General features: G+C 65.7%; 17 protein-coding genes. 3 read left to right on the top strand and 14 right to left on the bottom strand.

What is annotated here, in order from left to right; translation table 11 throughout:
- The first annotated feature begins 12 nt into the window (after nt 1-12).
- A complete protein-coding gene (iolB, locus tag ACIQCM_RS14110; protein WP_400608139.1) occupies nt 13-906 on the top strand; it encodes a 5-deoxy-glucuronate isomerase in 894 nt (297 codons plus the stop codon).
- A gap of 178 nt (nt 907-1,084) precedes the next feature.
- Here iolB and ACIQCM_RS14105 read toward each other — a convergent pair whose 3' ends face one another.
- The 13 genes from ACIQCM_RS14105 to ACIQCM_RS14045 all read right to left on the bottom strand — a co-directional run bounded on the left by ACIQCM_RS14105 (nt 1,085) and on the right by ACIQCM_RS14045 (nt 17,098).
- Nucleotides 1,085-2,128, bottom strand: coding sequence for a Gfo/Idh/MocA family oxidoreductase (locus tag ACIQCM_RS14105; protein WP_400608141.1), 1,044 nt, complete (start codon nt 2,126-2,128; stop codon nt 1,085-1,087).
- Between the two features lie 79 nt (nt 2,129-2,207).
- On the bottom strand, nt 2,208-3,134 hold the full coding sequence (locus tag ACIQCM_RS14100) for an ATP-binding cassette domain-containing protein (RefSeq protein ID WP_400608281.1): 927 nt from the start codon (nt 3,132-3,134) through the stop codon (nt 2,208-2,210).
- Nucleotides 3,135-3,148: 14 nt separating this feature from the next.
- Complete coding sequence (locus tag ACIQCM_RS14095; protein ID WP_400608143.1) at nt 3,149-4,198, bottom strand: ABC transporter permease; 1,050 nt, start codon at nt 4,196-4,198, stop codon at nt 3,149-3,151.
- A 56-nt stretch (nt 4,199-4,254) separates the two neighbouring features.
- Complete coding sequence (locus ACIQCM_RS14090) at nt 4,255-5,250, bottom strand: substrate-binding domain-containing protein (protein ID WP_400608145.1); 996 nt, start codon at nt 5,248-5,250, stop codon at nt 4,255-4,257.
- Nucleotides 5,251-5,492: 242 nt separating this feature from the next.
- Complete coding sequence (locus tag ACIQCM_RS14085) at nt 5,493-6,368, bottom strand: sugar phosphate isomerase/epimerase family protein (protein ID WP_400608147.1); 876 nt, start codon at nt 6,366-6,368, stop codon at nt 5,493-5,495.
- Nucleotides 6,369-6,409: 41 nt separating this feature from the next.
- The gene (locus ACIQCM_RS14080; protein WP_400608149.1) at nt 6,410-7,423 is read right to left on the bottom strand and encodes a Gfo/Idh/MocA family protein; all 1,014 of its coding nucleotides are present in this window, start codon (nt 7,421-7,423) and stop codon (nt 6,410-6,412) included.
- Nucleotides 7,424-7,466: 43 nt separating this feature from the next.
- Nucleotides 7,467-8,378 (bottom strand): sugar phosphate isomerase/epimerase family protein, encoded by a 912-nt coding sequence (locus ACIQCM_RS14075; protein ID WP_400608151.1) that lies wholly within the window; start codon nt 8,376-8,378, stop codon nt 7,467-7,469.
- A 23-nt stretch (nt 8,379-8,401) separates the two neighbouring features.
- Complete coding sequence (locus tag ACIQCM_RS14070) at nt 8,402-9,913, bottom strand: CoA-acylating methylmalonate-semialdehyde dehydrogenase (RefSeq protein ID WP_400608153.1); 1,512 nt, start codon at nt 9,911-9,913, stop codon at nt 8,402-8,404.
- Between the two features lie 31 nt (nt 9,914-9,944).
- Nucleotides 9,945-11,894, bottom strand: coding sequence for a 3D-(3,5/4)-trihydroxycyclohexane-1,2-dione acylhydrolase (decyclizing) (gene iolD / locus ACIQCM_RS14065; RefSeq protein ID WP_400608283.1), 1,950 nt, complete (start codon nt 11,892-11,894; stop codon nt 9,945-9,947).
- 29 nt (nt 11,895-11,923) lie between these two features.
- Nucleotides 11,924-12,835: a deoxyribose-phosphate aldolase gene (locus ACIQCM_RS14060; RefSeq protein WP_400608285.1), complete on the bottom strand. Its 912-nt coding sequence runs from the start codon at nt 12,833-12,835 to the stop codon at nt 11,924-11,926.
- A 47-nt stretch (nt 12,836-12,882) separates the two neighbouring features.
- Entirely contained in the window at nt 12,883-13,884 is a 1,002-nt protein-coding gene (gene iolC, locus ACIQCM_RS14055) for a 5-dehydro-2-deoxygluconokinase (protein WP_400608155.1), read from the bottom strand.
- A 266-nt stretch (nt 13,885-14,150) separates the two neighbouring features.
- Nucleotides 14,151-15,449 carry an alkaline phosphatase family protein gene (locus tag ACIQCM_RS14050; protein ID WP_400608157.1) on the bottom strand — a complete coding sequence of 433 codons (1,299 nt, stop codon included), beginning with the start codon at nt 15,447-15,449 and terminating at the stop codon, nt 14,151-14,153.
- The gene (locus ACIQCM_RS14045; RefSeq protein WP_400608159.1) at nt 15,446-17,098 is read right to left on the bottom strand and encodes an alkaline phosphatase D family protein; all 1,653 of its coding nucleotides are present in this window, start codon (nt 17,096-17,098) and stop codon (nt 15,446-15,448) included. Before ACIQCM_RS14045 ends, ACIQCM_RS14050 begins: the two co-directional genes overlap by 4 nt.
- A gap of 163 nt (nt 17,099-17,261) precedes the next feature.
- Here ACIQCM_RS14045 and ACIQCM_RS14040 point away from each other — a divergent pair, with 163 nt between their 5' ends.
- A complete protein-coding gene (locus ACIQCM_RS14040; protein ID WP_400608160.1) occupies nt 17,262-17,621 on the top strand; it encodes an ArsR/SmtB family transcription factor in 360 nt (119 codons plus the stop codon).
- The gene (locus ACIQCM_RS14035) at nt 17,618-18,091 is read left to right on the top strand and encodes an SRPBCC family protein (protein ID WP_400608162.1); all 474 of its coding nucleotides are present in this window, start codon (nt 17,618-17,620) and stop codon (nt 18,089-18,091) included. Before ACIQCM_RS14040 ends, ACIQCM_RS14035 begins: the two co-directional genes overlap by 4 nt.
- 80 nt (nt 18,092-18,171) lie before the next feature.
- On the opposite strand, the gene sucD is transcribed toward ACIQCM_RS14035, so the two are convergent.
- Nucleotides 18,172-19,074, bottom strand: a complete 903-nt coding sequence (gene sucD / locus ACIQCM_RS14030) for a succinate--CoA ligase subunit alpha (protein ID WP_133352068.1) — start codon at nt 19,072-19,074, stop codon at nt 18,172-18,174.

Genomic DNA, 19,074 nt, shown 5'->3' with positions numbered 1-19,074 from the left:
AGGAACTTCTTCATGACCAATTGGGTCTACCCGCTGGGAACCGCCGCCGAGGGTGCATGGGACGTCTCAATCGGCACCTCCGACTCCGCCCTCGCCGTGGACGGGTGGGCACACACCGGACTGAAGGTGGCCACCTTGGCCGCGGGCGACGCCGTCGAACTCCCTGCCGCCGATGAGGAACGCATTGTGGTGCCGCTCAACGGGGCATTCACCGTCACGGTCGACGGCACGGACTACGCACTGGGCGGGCGCCCGTCCGTTTTTGCCGGCCCCAGCGACGTCCTGTACTCCGGCGCCGGGCGCGAGGTCGCCATCAGCTCGTCCGACGGCGGCCGCGTCGCCGTCGCCACGGCGCCCGCCCGGGCGTCGTACCCCACCCGCCTGGTCAGCGCTGCCGAAACGCCGGTGGAGCTGCGCGGGGCGGGAAACTGCTCCCGCCAGGTGCACAATTTCGGCACTCCCGCGGCTCTGGAAGCCGACCGCTTCATCGTCTGTGAAGTCCTGACCCCGGCCGGCAACTGGTCCTCCTACCCGCCGCACAAGCATGACGAGGAAAAGGACGGCGAGACCCAGCTCGAGGAGATCTACTACTTCGAAACGCAGGTCGCCGCCGGCTCCGGGGCGCCGGCTGACGCGGATGCGATCGGCTACCAGCGCGTTTACGCCTCGGACGAGCGGCCCATCGACGTGGCCGCGGAGGTCCGCACGGGTGATGTTGTCCTGGTCCCGTACGGCTGGCATGGTCCGGCGATGGCCGCTCCCGGCTACGACATGTACTACCTCAACGTGATGGCCGGGCCGGGTCCCGTGCGCGAATGGCTGATCAGCGACGACCCCCACCACGGCTGGGTCCGGCAGGGCTGGGAGGCCCAGGACATCGACCCCCGGCTGCCGTTCGGAGCCTGAGGCCGGCCGCGGCCCGCAACTGGCATCGTTGGCTTCCGTGAGGACCTCCTCCCGCACCGCCGCCTTGGACGACGTGGCGCGGCAGGCTATACCGGCCCCCGGATGAGGCGGAGGGCGCGCTGCGGGGCGACGGCGGACCAGCCCGCCGTCGCCGAAAAGCTCGAGCCGGCGCCGCAGGTCAGGAGCTCAACTGCCCCGCCCCGGACCTGACCGCTACCGGCCCGCCAGTGGCCAGGGACTCCTGCGCCGCGTCGGCCACGCGCGAGGCGGCGACCGCGTCCTCGGGGGTGCACGGGTTTTCCCGCAGCCCCAGGACCAGTTCCACAAAGGCCCGCAGTTCTGAGCGGTAGGCCTGGTCGAAGCGCTCGGCGAAGGTCCGGTGCGGGGTGCCGCCCGGGAAAGTGACGCCGGCTTCGGCCGAGCGCAGGGCTGCCTTCCCGTCCAGCCCCACCATCAGCGATCCTTGAGAGCCCTGGATCTCAAGCCGCACGTCGTGCCCCGCCCCGTTGTAGCGGCTTGCAGAGACGCTGCCTACCGTGCCGTCGTCGAACGCCACCACGGCGAGCGCCGTATCCACGTCTCCCGCTGCACCTATGGCGGGGTCGCCGTTGTTTGAGCCGGTGGCGTAGACGGAGACAATCTCGCGCCCGGTCAGCCAGCGGAGGATGTCGAAGTCGTGCACCGAGCAGTCGCGGAACAGCCCGCCGGAGGTGGCGATGAATTCCACCGGCGGCGGGGCCATGTCGCAGGTGACGGCCCGGAGGGAGTGGATCCAGCCGAGTTCACCGGCCTGGAAGGCGCGCCGCGCTTCCAGGTAGCCGGCGTCGAAACGGCGCTGGTGACCGATCTGCACCACGCCGTTCCGGGCACGGATGTAATCCAGCACGGGCAGGGACTCGTCCACGTTCATGGCGACGGGCTTTTCGCAGAACACCGGGATCCCGGCATCCACGCCGGCGCGGATCAGGTCCGGATGCGTCGCGGTCCCGGTGGCGATCACCAGCCCGTCGATGCCGGATCCGATCAGCTCCTCCACGGTGGGCAGGAACTCCGCCCCCAGTCCGGCCGCGACGGAACGGGCGTGCTCCTGCGCGACGTCGGTCAGCCGGAGCCGGACGTTGATCTCCGCCGGGTTCAGTTCGGTGTTCAGGGCTGCGATGTTGTTGGCGTGCATGACGCCGATGCGCCCTACGCCGACCAGTCCGAGGACCACGTCTTTCATGCTTGTTCCTCCGTTGCAGGGATGGTTGGTGGGGCCAGGGGTTTTCGCAGCCCCTGCCGCAGCCTGTTGCCTGCCGGTGCTAGGCGTGCCGCGCGTGGCTGCCGTTCGAGGCTTCCGCTGTCTCGGCAACCTCGGCCTGTACTTCCTTGACGATGTCGCCATGGCCGCCCAGCTGCTCCAGTTCGTGGGCCAGTTCGGCGAGTTCGGCGCCGCCGGCCATTTGGGCCGTGAGCTCGTCCAGGGTGATGTCCTTCTTGTCGTAGTAACCGATCGACTTGCCGCGCTTGAGCAGGAGGAACCGATCACCGACAGGGAAAGCGTGGTGCGGGTTGTGGGTAATGAAGATGACCCCAAGGCCGCGGTCCCGTGCCTGCAGGATGTAGCGCAAAACCACACCCGACTGCTTCACGCCGAGCGCCGCCGTCGGCTCGTCCAGGATCAGGACCTTGGCGCCGAAATACACAGCCCGGGCAATGGCCACGCACTGACGCTCGCCGCCGGAGAGCTGGCCGATGGGCTGTTCCACATCGCGCAGGTCGATGCCCATGTCCGCGAGCTCTTTCTTGGTGATGTCCTTCATCTTTTGGACATCGAGGCTCTTGAACGGGCCGAACCCGGTGGTGAGCTCCGAGCCGAGGAAGAAGTTCCGCCAGACCGGCATCAGCGGGACTACCGCAAGGTCCTGGTAGACCGTTGCGATGCCGACGTCGAGGGCATCGCGGGGGGAACCGAACTTTCGCTCCTCACCCATGATGTTCAGCGTGCCTTCATCGTGCTGGTGCAGGCCCGCGATGATCTTGATCAGGGTGGACTTGCCTGCCCCGTTGTCACCGAGCACGCAGGTGACGCGGCCATTATCCACGGCCATGGTGACATCCCGCAGGGCCACGATGTTGCCGTAGTGCTTGCCGACGTTGTCGAGGGAAAGCAGGTGCACGGGCGTGTGCGTGAGCGGATCTTTTTCGTTTTGAAGCAGCGTCTGCTGGTTGATCTCTTGCGCGTTCATGATCTCCATGCCCCTTACTTCAGTTCCGCACGGCGTTTGACGATGAGGTTGACGATGGTGGCCAGCAACAGCATGAGGCCAAGGAAGAACTTGAACCAGTCGGGGTTCCACTGTGCGTAGACGATGCCCTTGTTGGCCATGCCGAAGATGAAGGCACCGATCGCACCGCCGACGGCTGAACCGTAGCCACCGGTGAGGAGGCAGCCGCCGATAACCGCGGCGATGATGTAGAGGAACTCATTGCCCACGCCCTCCCCGGACTGCACCGCGTCGAAGGCGAAAAGGTTGTGCATGCCCAGGATCCAGCCACAGAAGCCCACGGCCATGAACAGCCCGATTTTGGTCGCCTTCACCGGAACGCCCACGGCGCGGGCCGCGTTCGCGTCACCACCCACGGCGAATATCCAGTTGCCCACCTTCGTGCGCAGCAGCACCCAGGACGCCACAGCAACCAAGGCGATCCAGATGAAGACCGTGTTGTTGACGTCCACCCCGGCGATGTTTACCGAGGAAGCAAAAATGGCACGCGCGGCCTGGTAGCCGTCCATGTCGGATATGGACGGGGAGGACACTCCGCCGCCAATCATGCGGGTCAGGCCGAGGTTCAGGCCCGTCAGCATCAGGAACGTTGCGAGCGTGACGATGAAGCTGGGCAGCTTCGTCTTCATCAGAATCCAGCCATTGATGTACCCGATGCCGAGCGAGACCACGAGGGCGAGGGTCACGCCGACCCACACGTTCATGCTGAAGTACCAGCTGAACATCGAAGCGGTGAGGGCGGAACTGATCACTGCGACGCCGGTGGAGAGGTCGAACTCGCCGCCGATCATCAGCAGGGACACGCCCACTGCCATGATTCCGATGGTGGAACTGCCGTACAGCACGGTGGCGAAGGCATTCGGCTGGATGAACGTCTGCGATACCGAGGCGAAGAAGACGAAGAGGACGATTGCGCCCACCAGGGCGCCAACTTCCGGGCGACCGAGCAGCTTCTGCAGAGGGTTTCGTTTAGCAACGCGCTCATCTGCCACTGCTGGTTTTGTGATCGTTGAGGTCATGGTCATGATGGTTCTCCTTGCTTCCGGGGCCCGGCGTCAGCCTGCCCCCGGCTAGCGGGCTGTTAGCGGACGCCGTCCTTGGCGAACTTGAGAACGTCGGCGGCTGCAGCCTTGTCGACGATGGACGGGCCGGTCAGTACGGGCTGCCCGCCGCCGATTTTGAAGCCCCCGCGCTTAGCCTGCCACAGGGCGTCGATTGAGCCGTAGCCCTGCAGCCACGGCTGCTGGTCAACCGTAAAGATCACTTCTCCGTCGGCAATCTTCTGGGCGAGTTCGGGGTTCATGTCGAACGAAGCGACCTTGGCTTTGCTGCCGGCGCCGGCCACCGCCTTCAGGATGGTCAATGTGTACGGCGCTCCCAAGCCAATGATGGCATCAGCATCAGCCGTGGCCTGGAGCTTGGCGGTCACGGTGGAGGAAACCTGGGCCATGTCAGTTCCGGGAACGTAAAGGATCTCCGTTCCGGCCACCTTTTCCTTGACCCCTGCGCACCGGGCTTCCAGACCCACGTGGCCCTGCTCCTGGATTACACAGATGGGGTGCTTCAGGCCCAGTTCGCTGAGTTTGGTTCCAACTGCGGCGCCAGCGAGCTTTTCGTTGGACCCGAAGTGGGTGAAAGCGCCCAGTTGGGCAGAAACGGATTCGCCGGCATTGAGGCTGACTACAGGGATGCCGGCTTCCGCGGCCTTCTTAAGGGAGTCCTTCAGTGCATCCGGCTTAGCCAGCGTCACCGCAATGCCGTCCACCTTCTGGTCAATGGCCTGCTGGATAAGTTGCGCCTGGCGTCCGCCTTCGGGGTCCGAGGTGTAGAGCAGTTCCACGTTATCCTTTGCGGCGGCCTCTTCGGCCCCCTTGCGGACGATGTCCCAGAAGGTGTCTCCGGGAGCAGCGTGGGTGATGAGGGCGACCTTCATGCGTTCCGTTGCAGCGACCTGGCCGCCTCCGGCTGCGCCGCCGGCCTCCTCGGTCCTGCCTCCGGTGCTTGAGCAGGCGCTGAGCGCCATCATGGGCACGACGGTTGCCACCACGGCCGCCTTCCGCCAGGAAAACTTCTTCACGATCTATCTCCTTTGATCCGGACTGAACGGCGCCTCATTACGCCTATTCATTTTGCCTTCCCCACGATCATGAGTGACCCGCCTCACCAATGTCAATACTTTGTACTGACATTAGGATGTTATGACGTTGCAACGGATGCAGGGCGGCCAGTGGGGCTCGAACGACGGCGGGGCCCTCAGCCAGTGGCTGGGGCCCCGCTGCGCGGCGTACCGTCGACACACGCCGCCAAGGCGGCAGCTGCCTACTCCATGACCTTCTGCACGTACTGCTTCATCGTCTCCAGCTGGTAGCGGGAGATCTCCCGGGCGTTCTCGTCCTCGGCAAAGACGCTGGAAACCATTACCGTGTCATCCCGGTCCAGGAATCCAATCTCCTTCAATCCGCCGAAGAATTCATCCCAGTTCACGTCGCCGTCGCCGATCTTCAGGTGCTGGTGGACGCGCACGGGGTTGCCCGGAGGGTTGGTGATGTAGCGCAGGCCGTGCGAGGCGTGGTGGTTCATGGTGTCCGCCACATGGACCAGGCGGAGCTTGTCCCCCGCTGCCCGCATGATGTCCAGCGGTGCGTTCTGCATGTGGAAGCTGTGCGAGGCCACATAGACCAGGCCCACCTTCTTCGAGTTCAGGCCGCGAATCACACGAATGGCAGCCAGCCCCTCCTCCACGAAGTCATCCGGGTGTGGATCGATCAGCAGGTCGATCCCTTCCCGTTCAATGATGGGCAGCAGCTCCTCCATGGAGCGGTAGAACGCGCGTTCAGACTCTTCAGCCTTTTCCGGCCGGCCGCTGAACTCTGTGTTCATCGTCTTCACGCCCAGGTCCACGGTGATCTGAATAGCGCGTTTCCAATACCGAACGGCGGCCTCGCGGGCGTCCTCGTCCGGCCCGGACCAGCGCAGCACCGGAAGCACGGAGGCAATCTCGATCCCCGCTTCCCGGCACGCTTTGTTCAGCTTGCCCACCAGTTCGTCATCTGCCTTGGGGTGGTTGTAGAACGGGATGAAGTCCGCGTGCGGGGTCATCTGCATGTACTTGTAGCCGAGGTCCGCCACAACCTTCGGGAACTCCAACAGGCTGTGCGAGTGGTGGAACGGCGTGGGGTCAAGGGCGATTTTCACGTGAACACTCCATAGAAGATCAGTCAGGCCGAACCGGCGCGCTAGTTGTAGAGGTCCGGCTTGGCGGCCAGCTTCACGGCCACCTTCTCGCCGTTCTTCTGCGCTTCGACGCCTGCCTCGCAACACGCGGCGGTGGCGTATCCGTCCCAGGCGGAGGGGCCGCCTATTTCGCCCTTAAGTGCCGCGTCCACCCATGACTGGATTTCGACGTCGTACGCAGCGCCAAAGCGCTCTTCGAACCCGGGCGTGACCTTGCCGCCCCAGCGGCCGGCGCTGCGGGTGTAAGGGCCCTTGTCGCCGCCGATGCTGACGATGCCGTCCTCGAAGGATGCCTGCGTGGCCACCTCGTAGCCGTACTTGGCATTGACGAAGATTTCGACGTCGGCCAGGACGCCGGAGTCGGTCTCGATCAGGACATGCTGGGGGTCGTGCTGGCCATTGGGGGCGTTCCTGGTGGGCTTGCCCAGGCGGACCTGGACGCTGGTGATTTCCTCGCCGGTGAAGAACCGGACCGCGTCGAACTCGTGCACCACGGAGTCATTGATGAGCATCTCGTTGGTGAAACCCTCGGGCGTGGTGGGGTTGCGGTGCTGGTGGTGCAGCATGAGCAGCTCGCCCAGTTCGTTGTCCCGGATGATCGAGCCCAGCGCCGCGTATTCGGCGTCAAACCGGCGCATGAAGCCTACCTGGATGCGCTTGCGGCCCAGTTCCACCTCGGCTTCGACGATCCGCCAGGAGGATTCGGCGTCGGGGGTCAGCGGCTTCTCGCAGAGGATGGGGATGTCCTTGGCGATTGCCTTGAGCAGGATGTCCTCGTGCAGGAAGCCGGGAGTGGCGATCAGGACGGCATTGACGTCGCCGTTGTTGAGCGCTTCCTCGGCGTCGGCCAGGGCCACCGCACCCGGGATGCCTTCGATAGCGGCCTGGGCGCGGGCCAGGTCAACGTCCACGACGGCGGCCACTTCGGCTCCGTGGATGCGCGTGTTCAGGCGCTGGATGTGGTCGGCGCCCATGCGGCCGGCGCCGATGACGGCCACGCGGAGGGTTTCAGTCATGTTCTGTCCTTTTGGTCTGTAAGGGGTAGTTGTCAGCGTGCCGTCAGTTGACGGCGGTGCGGGAGCCGCAGGACAGCAGGTAGTTGCGGGTCCGCTTGGCGATGGGCATGGGCACATCGAAGGCCACCGGGTACATGTCCTGTTCCACGATGCCGAAGATCGGCCTGTCCAGGGCCTCCACTGCTTCGATGACGGCGCACAGGTCCGGCAGGCCATTCGGCGGTTCGGTCATGACGCCGGCCAGGTTGGCGGCGGCCCAGGTCATGTTTTCCTCGTTGACCTTCCTGAGGATGTCCGGGTTGACCTGCTTCAGGTGCAGGTAGCCGATGCGGTCCGGGTAATTCTTAATCAGCTCCAGGCTGGAAGCCCCGCAGTATTCGGCGTGGCCGGTGTCCAGGCAGAGGTTCAGGTACTTCGGGTCCGTTGCACCGAGGAGCGTTTCGATGTCCTTCTGGGCGCCGACGTGGGAGTCAGCGTGCGAGTGGAACTGCTGCTGCAGGCCGAAATCCTCGAGCAGGGTCTTGCCCAACCGGTTGTGGCCGGCGAACAGGTCATCCCAGGCCCGGGGGCTCAGCGTCCCGCTCTCCACGGCCTCGCCCGTAACGTCGTCCCGCCACATGGCGGGGATGACCACAATGTGTTCGCCGCCCATTGCTGCAGTGAGTTCGGCAACCTTGCGTGCGGGCTCCCACGCCGTTTCCCACTGGTCCAGGCCGCGGTGGAAGGCGGTGAAGACAGTGCCGGCAGTGACCTTGAGGTCGCGCTGCTTCAGTTCCTCGGCCAGGCGGGCCGGGTCCGTGGGGAGGTAGCCGTACGGGCCCAGTTCGATCCACTTGTAACCGGACTCGGCCACTTCGTCCAGGAAGCGCTCCCAGGGGGTCTGCTTGGGATCGTCCGCGAACCAGACGCCCCAGGAGTCCGGAGCGGTGCCGATGATCAGCTTGTTCTCAGTCATGACAGCGTTGTCTCTCTCTGGTGTCAGTTGGACGGGAAGTTGTAGGAAGCGCCGGAGGCGTGGTGGGTCTCGGGCCAGCGTGAGGTGATGACCTTGCCGCGCGTGTAGAAGGAGACGCCTTCGGGCCCGTAGATGTGCTTGTCGCCGAAGAGCGAGGCCTTCCAACCGCCGAAGGAGTGGTGCGCCACGGGGACGGGCAGAGGCACGTTGATGCCGATCATGCCCACGGTGACGGAGCGCTGGAACTTCCGGGCCGCGGCGCCCGAGGAGGTGAAGATGGCGGTGCCGTTCCCGTAAGGGTTGGCGTTGATGAGCCGGATGCCGTCTTCGAGGGTGTCCACCCGGACCACCACAAGGACGGGGCCAAAGATCTCTTCCTGGTAGGCGGTCATTTCCGTCTTGACGTGGTCGATCACGGTGGGCCCGACCCAGAAACCGTCCTCGTGGCCCGGGACCACCAGGTCGCGGCCGTCAACCACCATCGCGGCGCCGGCTTCTTCGGCTTCGGTGACAATCCGGACGATTCGTTCCTTGGAGGAGGGGGTGATGACCGGGCCCATTTCGGCGTCCGGTGCGGTGCCGTTGTTGACCTTCACGGCACGGGCGCGGTCCTGGACCTTGCCCACCAGGGCGTCGGCGGCGTCACCGACGGCGACGGCGACGGAGATGGCCATGCAGCGTTCGCCGGCGGAGCCGAACGCGGCGGCGGCGAGGTGGTCGGCGGCGTTGTCCAGGTCGGCGTCCGGCAGGATGATGGCGTGGTTCTTCGCCCCGCCCAGGGCCTGGACACGCTTGCCGTGCTTCGTGGCGGTCTCGTGGACGTACTGGGCGATCGGGGTGGAGCCAACAAAGCTGATGCCGTCCACGTCCGGGTGGGTTAGCAGCCCGTCGACGGTTTCCTTGTCGCCGTGCAGGACCTGGAACACACCGTCCGGCAGGCCGGCATCCTTCCAGAGCTTGGCCAGCAGCAGCGAGGCCGAGGGGTCCCGCTCGGAGGGCTTGAGGATGAAGGCGTTGCCGGTGGCGATCGCCATCGGCGCCATCCACAGCGGCACCATCACGGGGAAGTTGAACGGGGTGATGCCTGCGACGACGCCGAGCGGTTCGCGGAACGAGAACACGTCGATGCCGGTGGACACCTGGTCCGAGTAGTCCCCCTTGAGCAGCGTGGGGATGCCGCAGGCGTACTCGATGACCTCCAGGCCGCGGCCGATTTCGCCCTTGGCATCGGAGATGACCTTGCCGTGCTCGGCGGTGACCAGCTGCGCAAGCTCTTCGACGTGCGCGGCGACGAGCTCGCGGAACTTGAACAGCACTGCGGTGCGCTTGGCCAGCGATACGTCCCCCCAGCTGTCGGCGGCGGTGCGGGCCGCCGCAACGGCGGCGTCCAGGTCCGCCCGGCCGGCCAGCCGGAGCTGGGCGGAGACGGCACCGGTGGCCGGGTTATAGACGGGGGTGGTGCGGTCACCTTCGCCGGCGGTTTCGGCGCCGTTGATGAAGTGGTTGATGACGGTTTCGGTGGTGGTGGCAGTCATGGGGCTCTTCCTTGAGTAGTAAAAAGCGTGCTTAGCCGAGCAGCTTGCGCTGGCGTGATTTATGGTCGACGTAGGTCTGGAAGGCCTGCTTCGTGGAGTCCAGCTCGGAGACTTCGGAAACCGGCACGTCCCACCAGGACTCGGAGCTTGGCGCGTCCAGGAGGGGATCGGATTCGACGTGGATCAGGATCGGACCGCCCCGTTCGGGTGCCGCCTTGGCGTCGCGGATGGCCTGCTCGAGCTCGGCGATGACCTTCTCCCCCGGTTCGATCCGGATGACCTTCACGCCCAGGGACTCTGCGTTCAGGGCCAGGTCCACGGGGAGGGTTTCGCCCTCGTCGAAGCTGTGCTGTTCCTCGTTCAGGGCCCGGTACCGGGTGCCGAAGCGCTGCGAGCCGAGGGATTCGGAGAGGGACCCGATGGAGGCGTAGCCGTGGTTCTGGATCAGCACGACGATCAGTTTGATGCGTTCGGCGACGGCTGTGACCAGTTCGGTGTGCATCATCAGGTAGGAGCCATCGCCCACCATCACGACGACGTCGCGCGCCTCTGCGCGTTCCCCGCCTGCCGCCGTCGTGCTTGCCGCTTCGGCCAGGGCCGCGCGCTTGACACCCAGGCCGCCGGGAATTTCGTAGCCCATGCAGGAATAGGCGTATTCGACGTGGTAACCGAACGGGTCGCGGACCCGCCACATCTTGTGCAGGTCGCCGGGGAGCGATCCCGCGGCGCAGATCACTACGTCCCGGGCGTCCATGGCCCGGGAAGTGGCGCCGATGATCTCGTTCTGCGCCGGCAGCGGCGTGTAGCGGGTGTCGAACGCCTCGTCCACGGTGGCGTCCCAGCGCTGCTTCTCCGCCGCGACCTTCTGTTCCAGGTCGGCGCCAACCCGGTACCCGCCCAAGGCGGCGTTGAGCTTAACCAGGGTTTTCCGGGCGTCGGCCACGATGGGCAGGGAGGTGCCGTGCTTGTACGCGTCGATCGGGGCCACGTTGATGTTGATGAACTTCACTTCGGGGTTCTGGAACGCGGTCCGCGAAGCGGTGGTGAAGTCCTCGTAGCGCGTGCCGATCCCTATGATCAGGTCCGCCTCAGCAGCAATGGCGTTCGCCGCCGTCGTACCCGTCGAACCGATGGCGCCCAGGGAGAACTTGTGGTCCCACGGCAGCACACCGACGCCTGCCTGCGTGTTGCCCACCGGGATGCCGGTCAGTTCCACGAGCTTGGCGAGTTCGTCGTTGGCATAGGCGTAGAGGACACCGCCGCCGGCGATGATCAGCGGCCGCTTGGCGGCACGGATGGCCGCGACGGCGCGGGCGATGTCGGCATCATCCGCTTCGGGGCGGCGGATCCGCCACTCCCGCTCGGCCAGGAACTCGACCGGGACGTCGAAAGCCTCGGCCTGGACGTCCTGCGGCAGCGAGATGGTCACGGCACCGGTTTCCGCCGGGTCCGTCAAGACACGCAGGCCGTGGTGGAACGCGGAGAACAGCTGCTCGGGGCGGGAGACGCGGTCGAAGAACTTGGACAGCGGCCGGAATGCATCGTTGACGGTGAGGTCGTAGGCGTAGGGCTGTTCCAGCTGCTGCAGCACGGGATCCGCCGCGCGCGTAGCGAAGGTGTCCGAGGGCAGGAGCAGCACCGGCAGGCGGTTGGTGGTGGCCAGCGCGGCACCGGTCAGCAGGTTGGAGGAGCCCGGGCCGATCGAGGTGCTGACCGCAAAAGTCTGGCGGCGGCGGGTGTGCCGGGCATAGCCTACGGCCTGGTGCACCTGGGCCTGCTCGTTGCGGCCCTGGTAGTACGGCATAATCGTCGGATCAATTTGCTGGTACTGCTTCAGGGCCTGGCCCACACCGGCCACGTTGCCGTGCCCGAAGATGCCGAACGTTCCCGGGATCAGCCGCTCACGGTATTCAACGCCGTTGACCGAGTCCACGGTGTACTGCTTGGAAAGGTATTCGACGACGGCCTGGGCCACCGTCATTCTGCGGGTTCCTGTTGTTGTGACCATGGCTAGTTCTCCGGTGTTTCTGAGGTGTGGTGCAGCAGCGAGGCAGCCGTGGCGACGGCGGCGGCGACGTCCCCGTCCTGGGGGTAGAGCAAGGTGCGTCCAACAGTCAGGCCCTGGACACCCGGCAGCGCCAGGGCAGCCTGCCAGCTGGCGAAGACCTCGTCCTGGGTTCCTTGCGGGTCACCGCCCAGGAGCACGGTGGGCATGGTGGTGGCGGCCATGACACGTTCCATGTCCGCGACCACCGGCAGCTTCATCCACGTGTAGGCGCTGGTGGAACCGAGGCCTTCGGCAATGGCGATGGATTTGATGACCGCATTGGTGGACAGGTCGTTGCGGACGCGGCCGTTTTCCCTGACCGACAGGAAGGGCTCCACCATGGCGATTAGCTTACGCTCGGCCAGGGAGTCGATGGCCTTGGCCGTAGCCTCCAGGGTCACCACGGTGTCCGGATCGCCCAGGCAGATCCGGGTCAGCATCTTCCCGCCGTCAGCACCGAGCGCCTCCAGTGCCGCGGCGGTGTGGCCGGTGAACCGGTCATCGAACTCGTTGACCAGCCCGGAAAGCCCGCCACGGTTCATCGACCCAAAGACCAGCTTGCCATCCAGCGCGCCCAGCAGCAGCAGGTCGTCCATGACATCCGGGGAGGCCAGCACACCGTCCACGGCGGGATTGGCCAGCGCGATCTGCAGCCGGTCCAGCAGCTGGCGGCGGTCCGCCATCGCTACCGGATCATTCCCTACCGCGAGGGCGCCGCGGGCGGGATGGTCGGCGGCGACAATGAAGTTCTGCCTGCCGGACTTCGGGCCGGGGTGGCGGCGGCGGGACTTTGCTGCCCGTGCCACGGCCTCCGGGTCTTCCAGGCGGATGGTGCTCAGGTGCTCGTAGCGGCGGGGATCGTCATCCACGTCCATCCCGACGGTGCCGGCGGCAGCCTCGGGGCCGCTGGAGATATTGATGGTCACAGTGCTGCTCCTTCGGTGGCAAGCTGCGGAACGGGACGGCCGCGTTCGGCCAGCAGTGAAGTGACCTCTGCGGGGGTGGGCATCGCGTCTGCGCAGGAGAGGCGGGAGGCGACGATCGCCCCGGCGGCGTTGGCGTAATCCAGCACCTGGGCCAGCGGCCAGCCGGACAACAGCCCGTGGCAGAAAGCGCCGCCGAACGAGTCCCCGGCGCCCAGGCCGTTCACGGTTTCCACCGGGACCGGCGCGGATACCACGCGTTCCGTGCGGGTTTTGGCCATCACGCCTTCAGCGCCAAGCTTGACGACGGCGATCTCCACTCCCGCGGCCAGCAGGCGGTCTGCCTGCTCATCCGGGGTTCCCTCGCCTACGGCGACGGCGCATTCCTTGTCGTTGCCGATCGCGACAGTCACATGGGGCAGGATCTTTGCCACCTGGGCGCGTGCTTCCTCTTCCGAAGCCCAGAACATAGGCCTATAGTCCAGGTCGAGCACGGTGAACTGGCCGTCAGCCAGGCCGGTGCGCGGCCGGGCCTCGTGAGCGGCAAGATGCGCGCTGCGGCTGGGCTCCTGGCACAGGCCGGTGACGGTGGACCAGAAGATTCCTGCGTTCCGGATGGCGTCCAGGTCCAGCTCTTCGGCGCTGATTTGGAGGTCCGGGGCCGTGGGAAAGCGTCCATAGAAGTAGAGCGGGAATTCGTCCGTTGCCGGCTTGATCGCGCAGAACGTGACGGCTGTGGGGTATTGCCGTACGGCGGTCACGAAGGAGTCGTCCACGTTGAATTTGCGCAGTTCCCGGTGGAGGTACTTGCCGAAGGCATCATCCCCGGTGCGGGTGATGACGCCTGCGCGCCGGCCGTGCCGGGCTGCGGCCACCGCCACGTTGGACGGGGAACCGCCGAGGTATTTCCCGAAGGACGTGACATCCTCCAGGTCCACCCCGATATCGTTCGGGTAGATATCAACGCTGATGCGCCCGATCGTAAGAAGCTCGTGGGTCACGGTGATCGTGGACCTTTCTGGTGTGGAAACCCTGGACCTTTTGGACAGGAATCCGGCTCTGTCTGCGGTGGCGTGGGCCACACGCACTACTTTGCCCTAGATCGGATGTCCTGTCAAAGGTTTGTACTGACATACTTACAACAGGCTATGCCCCGGCCGCCCTCGCCACCTTAAATGGCAGCGCGGGGTCACCTTCGGCCCAATCCCGGGGGATTATTGGGCGGAAGGTGACCCCGCGTTGCTTTAGGGGGCGGCGGGAAGTGAGGCTAGATGTTCAGCGCGGAAGTCCGTGCCACGCCGTCATACCCGCCCGCGGGCGGCCTGAGCCCGTAGATGCTGCCCACAGTAGGCGCCACATCCACGGTCCGGGCGGGCTCTGAGGACGTGGCTCCGCCCACCACCAGCGGACTGCCGCCGGAGATGAAGAACGGAATGGGCTCCGTGGCCGGATGTCCGTGGTTCCCGGGGATGGGGTTGGACATTACATAAGGGTCCGCGAAGCGCCAGCCGGCACGGCAGTAGGCAACCAAGTCTCCCGCTTCGGGGCCCAGCCGCAAACCCGTAGGCACGTCCACGGAGAGGACTCCGGGGTGGGCCGCCACCAGTTCCGCCACGGCAGCCATGCCGGCGGCGCGTTCAGCATCGGCGCCCGTCCAGTACAGCAGATCCGCGCCGCCGTTCTGCGCAATCTTGACGTTGGCCTGCAGTTCCCGGCGGGACTGCAGGATCAGATTGATCGACACCACATTCGCGGGGATGGACCAGTCCATGGAATGGTCGGCCAGCACCGTCAGAACGCTGGACTCCCACTTACCTGCACTCTTGAGATGTTCCACGAACCGGCCCACCTGCAGGTCGGTCTCAGCAAGGGCCGCCTCGCGGGCGGCACGCAGGGTGGTTCCGGACAGGTCGGAATGCCCCACCCGGTCAATGTCACCCAGATTGGTGAACACCACGTCCGGGTCCGGGCCGCCTACCATCGCCAGCAGGGCGTCCATCGTGGCCACGTCCGGCGCATGTCCGGTCACCGGCAGCAGCGGCTGCGGTTCCCAGCGGTAGGTGGCGCGCTCCCCGAAAATCCCGAACAGGTACCTCTTGCTCAGCACCGACCCCGTGGTCAGCCCGCGTTCCCGCAGCCGCTCGAGCAACGTGGGAAAACGAAGGTCCGCCGGCCGGTCCAGGTCGCGGACCACACCTTCGGCGCGGTCGAAGACGGAATTCGCGGGAACGCCCGACCGGTCCGGCCGCACTCCGGTCATCATCATTACGTGGTTCGGAATGGTTTCCATCACCGGCAGTGACCGCGCGGCCGGAAAATTCGTCCCGGCACCCCTGAGCGCCGCAAGATTTGGCGTCAGAGCAGGCGTGATCTCGTCCGGCCGGCAGCCGTCCACCACCAGGATGTAACTCCGGACGCGCGGAGGCTCTTTCCCGGTTGCCGGAGCAGCCCAGGCTTCCCCTTGCGCCGAGGAAAGCACGACGGCGGCGCCTCCTGCCGCGGCTACCTTCAGGAATTGCCGGCGGCCCGGCGTCGGGAGGGCATGCGTCGCCTGCCCGCCTTTCACAGCGCACCTCCCGCCGCGGGAACGGCCTTGCCGGTCCCGGCGCCCACAGTGAAGGACGTGGACAGTGTTGCCGGGGACCCTGCTGAAGTCCTGTCAGCGAGGACGTACCAGTCCATGCGAACGCCTGCGGGGGTGACGTCCAGGACCGAATAGCCGTGGGAATCGAAGTCGAGGTGCTTGACGTGCGGGTTTGCCGCCCTGATGGCCGCTTCCACGGAAAGGGATCCCGTGCGTGGCGGAACGTTCAGTATGTCGTCCAGGTTGTCGCTCGTCACTGAAGTGCAGACAAGTTCGGCAGCCACGGAGTCACCCGTGGCCGGATAGGTTGCCGGGTCGGCGGGAATGTCACATGCCCAGCCCGAATGGATGTCCCCGGTGAGGAACACGGTGTCCTTCACTGCGTTGTCCCGCAGGTGCCGCACTACCCTGCTGCGGTCCGCTTCATATCCGTCCCACTGGTCCACGTTGTAGGGGACGCCGTCGATGGTGGTCCCGCCCATAAGCTCCTGGACACCGGCCAGCTCGCCGGCGCTGAGCGTCGACGGGACCTTAACGGGCGTAATCATGACAGGGTTGCCCACCAGCTTCCACTGCGGGCCGGAGGAGTTGAGGTTGTTCAGCAGCCAGTCCATCTGCGCCGTACCTGTAATGGTCCGGGCGGTGCTGTCCGCTGCAGGGTCTGCACCGCTGGAGGCCTGCAGGTCCCTGTAGGAGCGAAGGTCCAGCATCGAGAGGCTGGCCAGCGAGCCAAAGTCCAGGCGGCGGTACAGTTGGCCGCCCGGTTCGTAGCGCACCGGCATCCACTCGGCGTAGGCCTGCCGCGCTGCGGCCGACCGGTCGCGCCAGGCCCCTTCGGCACCCTCCGTATGGTTTTCCGCGCCGTCCTTCCACGCATCGTTAGCGGACTCATGGTCATCCCACGTGACGATGAACGGTGCCGCTGCGTGCAGTGACTGGAGGTCTGGATCGGTCTTGTACTGGGCGTGCCGGCGGCGGTAGTCCTGCAGCACGGTCATTTCCCGGGCCGGGTCGTGGGGCCGGACCACGACATCGCGCGCCTGGTACTCACCGGGCGCGTACTCGTAGAGGTAGTCACCCAGGTGCAGGACGGCGTCAAGGTCACCCCGGGCGGCGAGGTGGCGGTAGGACGAGAAATAGCCCGCCTGCCAGTTGGCACAGGACACCACCCCGAACTTCAGCCGGTCGACCGACGCGCCTGCCGACGGGGCTGTACGCGTCCTGCCCACAGCCGATAAGGCCTTACCAAACTTGAAGCGGTACCAGTAGGTGGTCCCCGGTGCTAGCCCGTCGGCGAGGACCTTGACCGTGTGGTCGCGTCCAGGGCCGGTGGGCGCGGAGCCCCGGGCAACGATCTTTCGGAACCCGCTGTCCGGTGCCACCTCCCAAGTCACCGTCACGTCGGGCCCCCTGCCGCTGCCCGGAAGGGCTTCCGCCACTGGCGTGACGCGGGTCCACAACAGTACGCTCGCGGGCATCGGGTCCCCTGAGGCGAGGCCGTGGGCAAAGACGGTGCGGTCAGCAGCATCCAAGGCCCAGGCAGGAGCGTTGGCGGTAGCGGCGCCAGCCGCACCGGCTACAGCAACGGCACCCGCGGAGCGCAGAACTTGACGACGAGTAAAGTTGTTCATCAATCCAGTATCCGGACGGCCAGGGGCATGAACCGCCAATTTCGGCCGCTGTTCTCTGGGCGTTCACCAACTGTTCCCCCGCGCCCTTCCTTCCCGGCATCCACGGGTATAAAGTTAAACAACCGTTTGGTTGATAAACAATTTAGTTGATTAGGTGGCCTGCATGAACCCCGACCAGACCGGTCTCAATGGTGCTTTCATGGCCCTTGCGGACCCCGTGAGGCGGAGCATCATCGCCCGGCTGAGCCGGGGACCGGCCACCGTAAATGAGCTGGCGGAACCTTTCGAAATTTCCAAGCAGGCGGTTTCGAAGCACATCCAGGTCCTCGAGCAGGCGCAGCTGGTCACCCGCAGCCGGGAGGCCCAGCGCAGGCCCGTCCACCTGAACCCCGCACGGCTGGAGGCACTCACCGCCTGGATCGACCAGTACAGGCTGGTCCGCGAAGAGCAGTTCCGCAGCCTCGATGCCGTGCTTCAATCCAGCGCCGGGCACCACGGCGCCAAGGCAAAGGAAACGCCATGACCAATCCCCTGAAGCTCTCCGTCCCCGAGGGCCTGCCCTTCATAGATTTCGAGCGCGAATTCGATTTTCCGGTCGCGGACGTGTTCCGCGCCCACAAGGATCCGGGGCTCATTGCCCAGTGGCTCGGCCCGCGCCGGATGAAGATGGACGTGGACCACTACGAGTTCCGGACAGGCGGGTCGTATCGATATACCCACACCGGTCCCGAAGGAGTGCCCTACGAGTTCCGCGGAGTCTTCCACACTGTCCGCGAGAACGAATTCGCCCTGCAGACGTTCGAATTCGGCGGCTACCCGGACGTGGTCAGCCTCGAATCCATGACATTCGAGGACCTGGGCGGCGGCAGATGCCGTATCCGCGGCCATGCCGTCTACCCGAGCCTGGAAGCCCGGAACGGCATGGCAGAGTCCGGAATGGAAGGCGGCATGACCGAAGGCTATGAGCGCCTGGACGAGCTGCTCTCAGCTTAAACAGCAACGCGGGGTCACACCGGGCCCAATCCCGAGGGATTGTCTGGCCTGAGGTGACCCCGCGTAGCGGGTAGGAACTACTAGAGCGCTGCGTAGACCTCGCGCAGCAGCTTGGCGGTCTCGGACGGCGTCTTGCCGACCTTGACGCCTGCAGCCTCCAGGGCTTCCTTCTTGGCCTGGGCGGTTCCGGCGGAACCGGAGACGATGGCACCGGCGTGGCCCATGGTCTTGCCTTCCGGAGCCGTGAAGCCTGCCACGTAGCCGACAACCGGCTTGGTGACGTTGGCCTTGATGAAGTCGGCGGCACGCTCTTCGGCGTCGCCACCGATCTCGCCGATCATGACGATTGCCTTGGTCTCGGGGTCAGCCTCGAATGCGGCCAGCGCATCGATGTGCGTGGTGCCGATGATGGGGTCGCCGCCGATGCCGATGGCGGTGGAGAAGCCAAGGTCGCGCAGTTCGTACATCATCTGGTAGGTCAGGGTGCCGGACTTGGAAACCAGTCCGATGGGGCCCTTGCCCGTGATGTTGGCGGGGGTGATGCCCACCAGCGCCTCGCCCGGGGTGATGATGCCGGGGCAGTTCGGTCCGATGATGCGGGTGACCTGGTTGCCGTCGGCGTCCACCTTGGACTGGGCCAGGGCCCAGAATTCGGCGGAGTCCTGGACCGGCACGCCTTCGGTGATGACGACTACCAGGCCGATGCCTGCTTCGATGGCTTCAACAACGGCGTTCTTGGTGAATGCCGGCGGAACGAAGACGATGGAGACGTCGGCGCCGGTTTCCGCCATGGCTTCCTTGACGGTGCCGTAGACGTTGATTTCCTGGTCGCCGTGCAGGACCGTGGTGCCGGCCTTGCGGGCGTTGACGCCGCCAACAATGTTGGTTCCGGCCTTCAGCATCAGGGCGGTGTGCTTGGTGCCTTCGCCGCCGGTGATGCCCTGGACGATGACCTTGGAGTCCTTGTTCAGATAGATAGACAT

The sequence above is a fragment of the Pseudarthrobacter sp. NPDC092439 genome (assembly GCF_044754945.1).
Taxonomy (GTDB): Bacteria; Actinomycetota; Actinomycetes; order Actinomycetales; family Micrococcaceae; genus Arthrobacter.
Note: the sequence above shows the minus strand (reverse complement) of the source record. Positions and strands in the feature narration are given on the sequence as shown.

What these genes read in the sequence shown, in the direction of transcription:
- ACIQCM_RS14080 (WP_400608149.1), bottom strand. Translation starts at nt 7,423, where the DNA reads ATGACTGAAACCCTCCGCGTGGCCGTCATCGGCGCCGGCCGCATGGGC.
- ACIQCM_RS14070 (WP_400608153.1), bottom strand. Translation starts at nt 9,913, where the DNA reads ATGACTGCCACCACCACCGAAACCGTCATCAACCACTTCATCAACGGC.
- ACIQCM_RS14035 (WP_400608162.1), top strand. Translation starts at nt 17,618, where the DNA reads ATGACCAATCCCCTGAAGCTCTCCGTCCCCGAGGGCCTGCCCTTCATA.
- iolB (WP_400608139.1), top strand. Translation starts at nt 13, where the DNA reads ATGACCAATTGGGTCTACCCGCTGGGAACCGCCGCCGAGGGTGCATGG.
- ACIQCM_RS14060 (WP_400608285.1), bottom strand. Translation starts at nt 12,835, where the DNA reads ATGGACGTGGATGACGATCCCCGCCGCTACGAGCACCTGAGCACCATC.
- sucD (WP_133352068.1), bottom strand. Translation starts at nt 19,074, where the DNA reads ATGTCTATCTATCTGAACAAGGACTCCAAGGTCATCGTCCAGGGCATC.
- iolD (WP_400608283.1), bottom strand. Translation starts at nt 11,894, where the DNA reads ATGACGGTGGCCCAGGCCGTCGTCGAATACCTTTCCAAGCAGTACACC.
- ACIQCM_RS14045 (WP_400608159.1), bottom strand. Translation starts at nt 17,098, where the DNA reads ATGAACAACTTTACTCGTCGTCAAGTTCTGCGCTCCGCGGGTGCCGTT.
- ACIQCM_RS14105 (WP_400608141.1), bottom strand. Translation starts at nt 2,128, where the DNA reads ATGAAAGACGTGGTCCTCGGACTGGTCGGCGTAGGGCGCATCGGCGTC.
- ACIQCM_RS14040 (WP_400608160.1), top strand. Translation starts at nt 17,262, where the DNA reads ATGAACCCCGACCAGACCGGTCTCAATGGTGCTTTCATGGCCCTTGCG.
- ACIQCM_RS14095 (WP_400608143.1), bottom strand. Translation starts at nt 4,198, where the DNA reads ATGACCATGACCTCAACGATCACAAAACCAGCAGTGGCAGATGAGCGC.
- ACIQCM_RS14075 (WP_400608151.1), bottom strand. Translation starts at nt 8,378, where the DNA reads ATGACTGAGAACAAGCTGATCATCGGCACCGCTCCGGACTCCTGGGGC.
- ACIQCM_RS14100 (WP_400608281.1), bottom strand. Translation starts at nt 3,134, where the DNA reads ATGAACGCGCAAGAGATCAACCAGCAGACGCTGCTTCAAAACGAAAAA.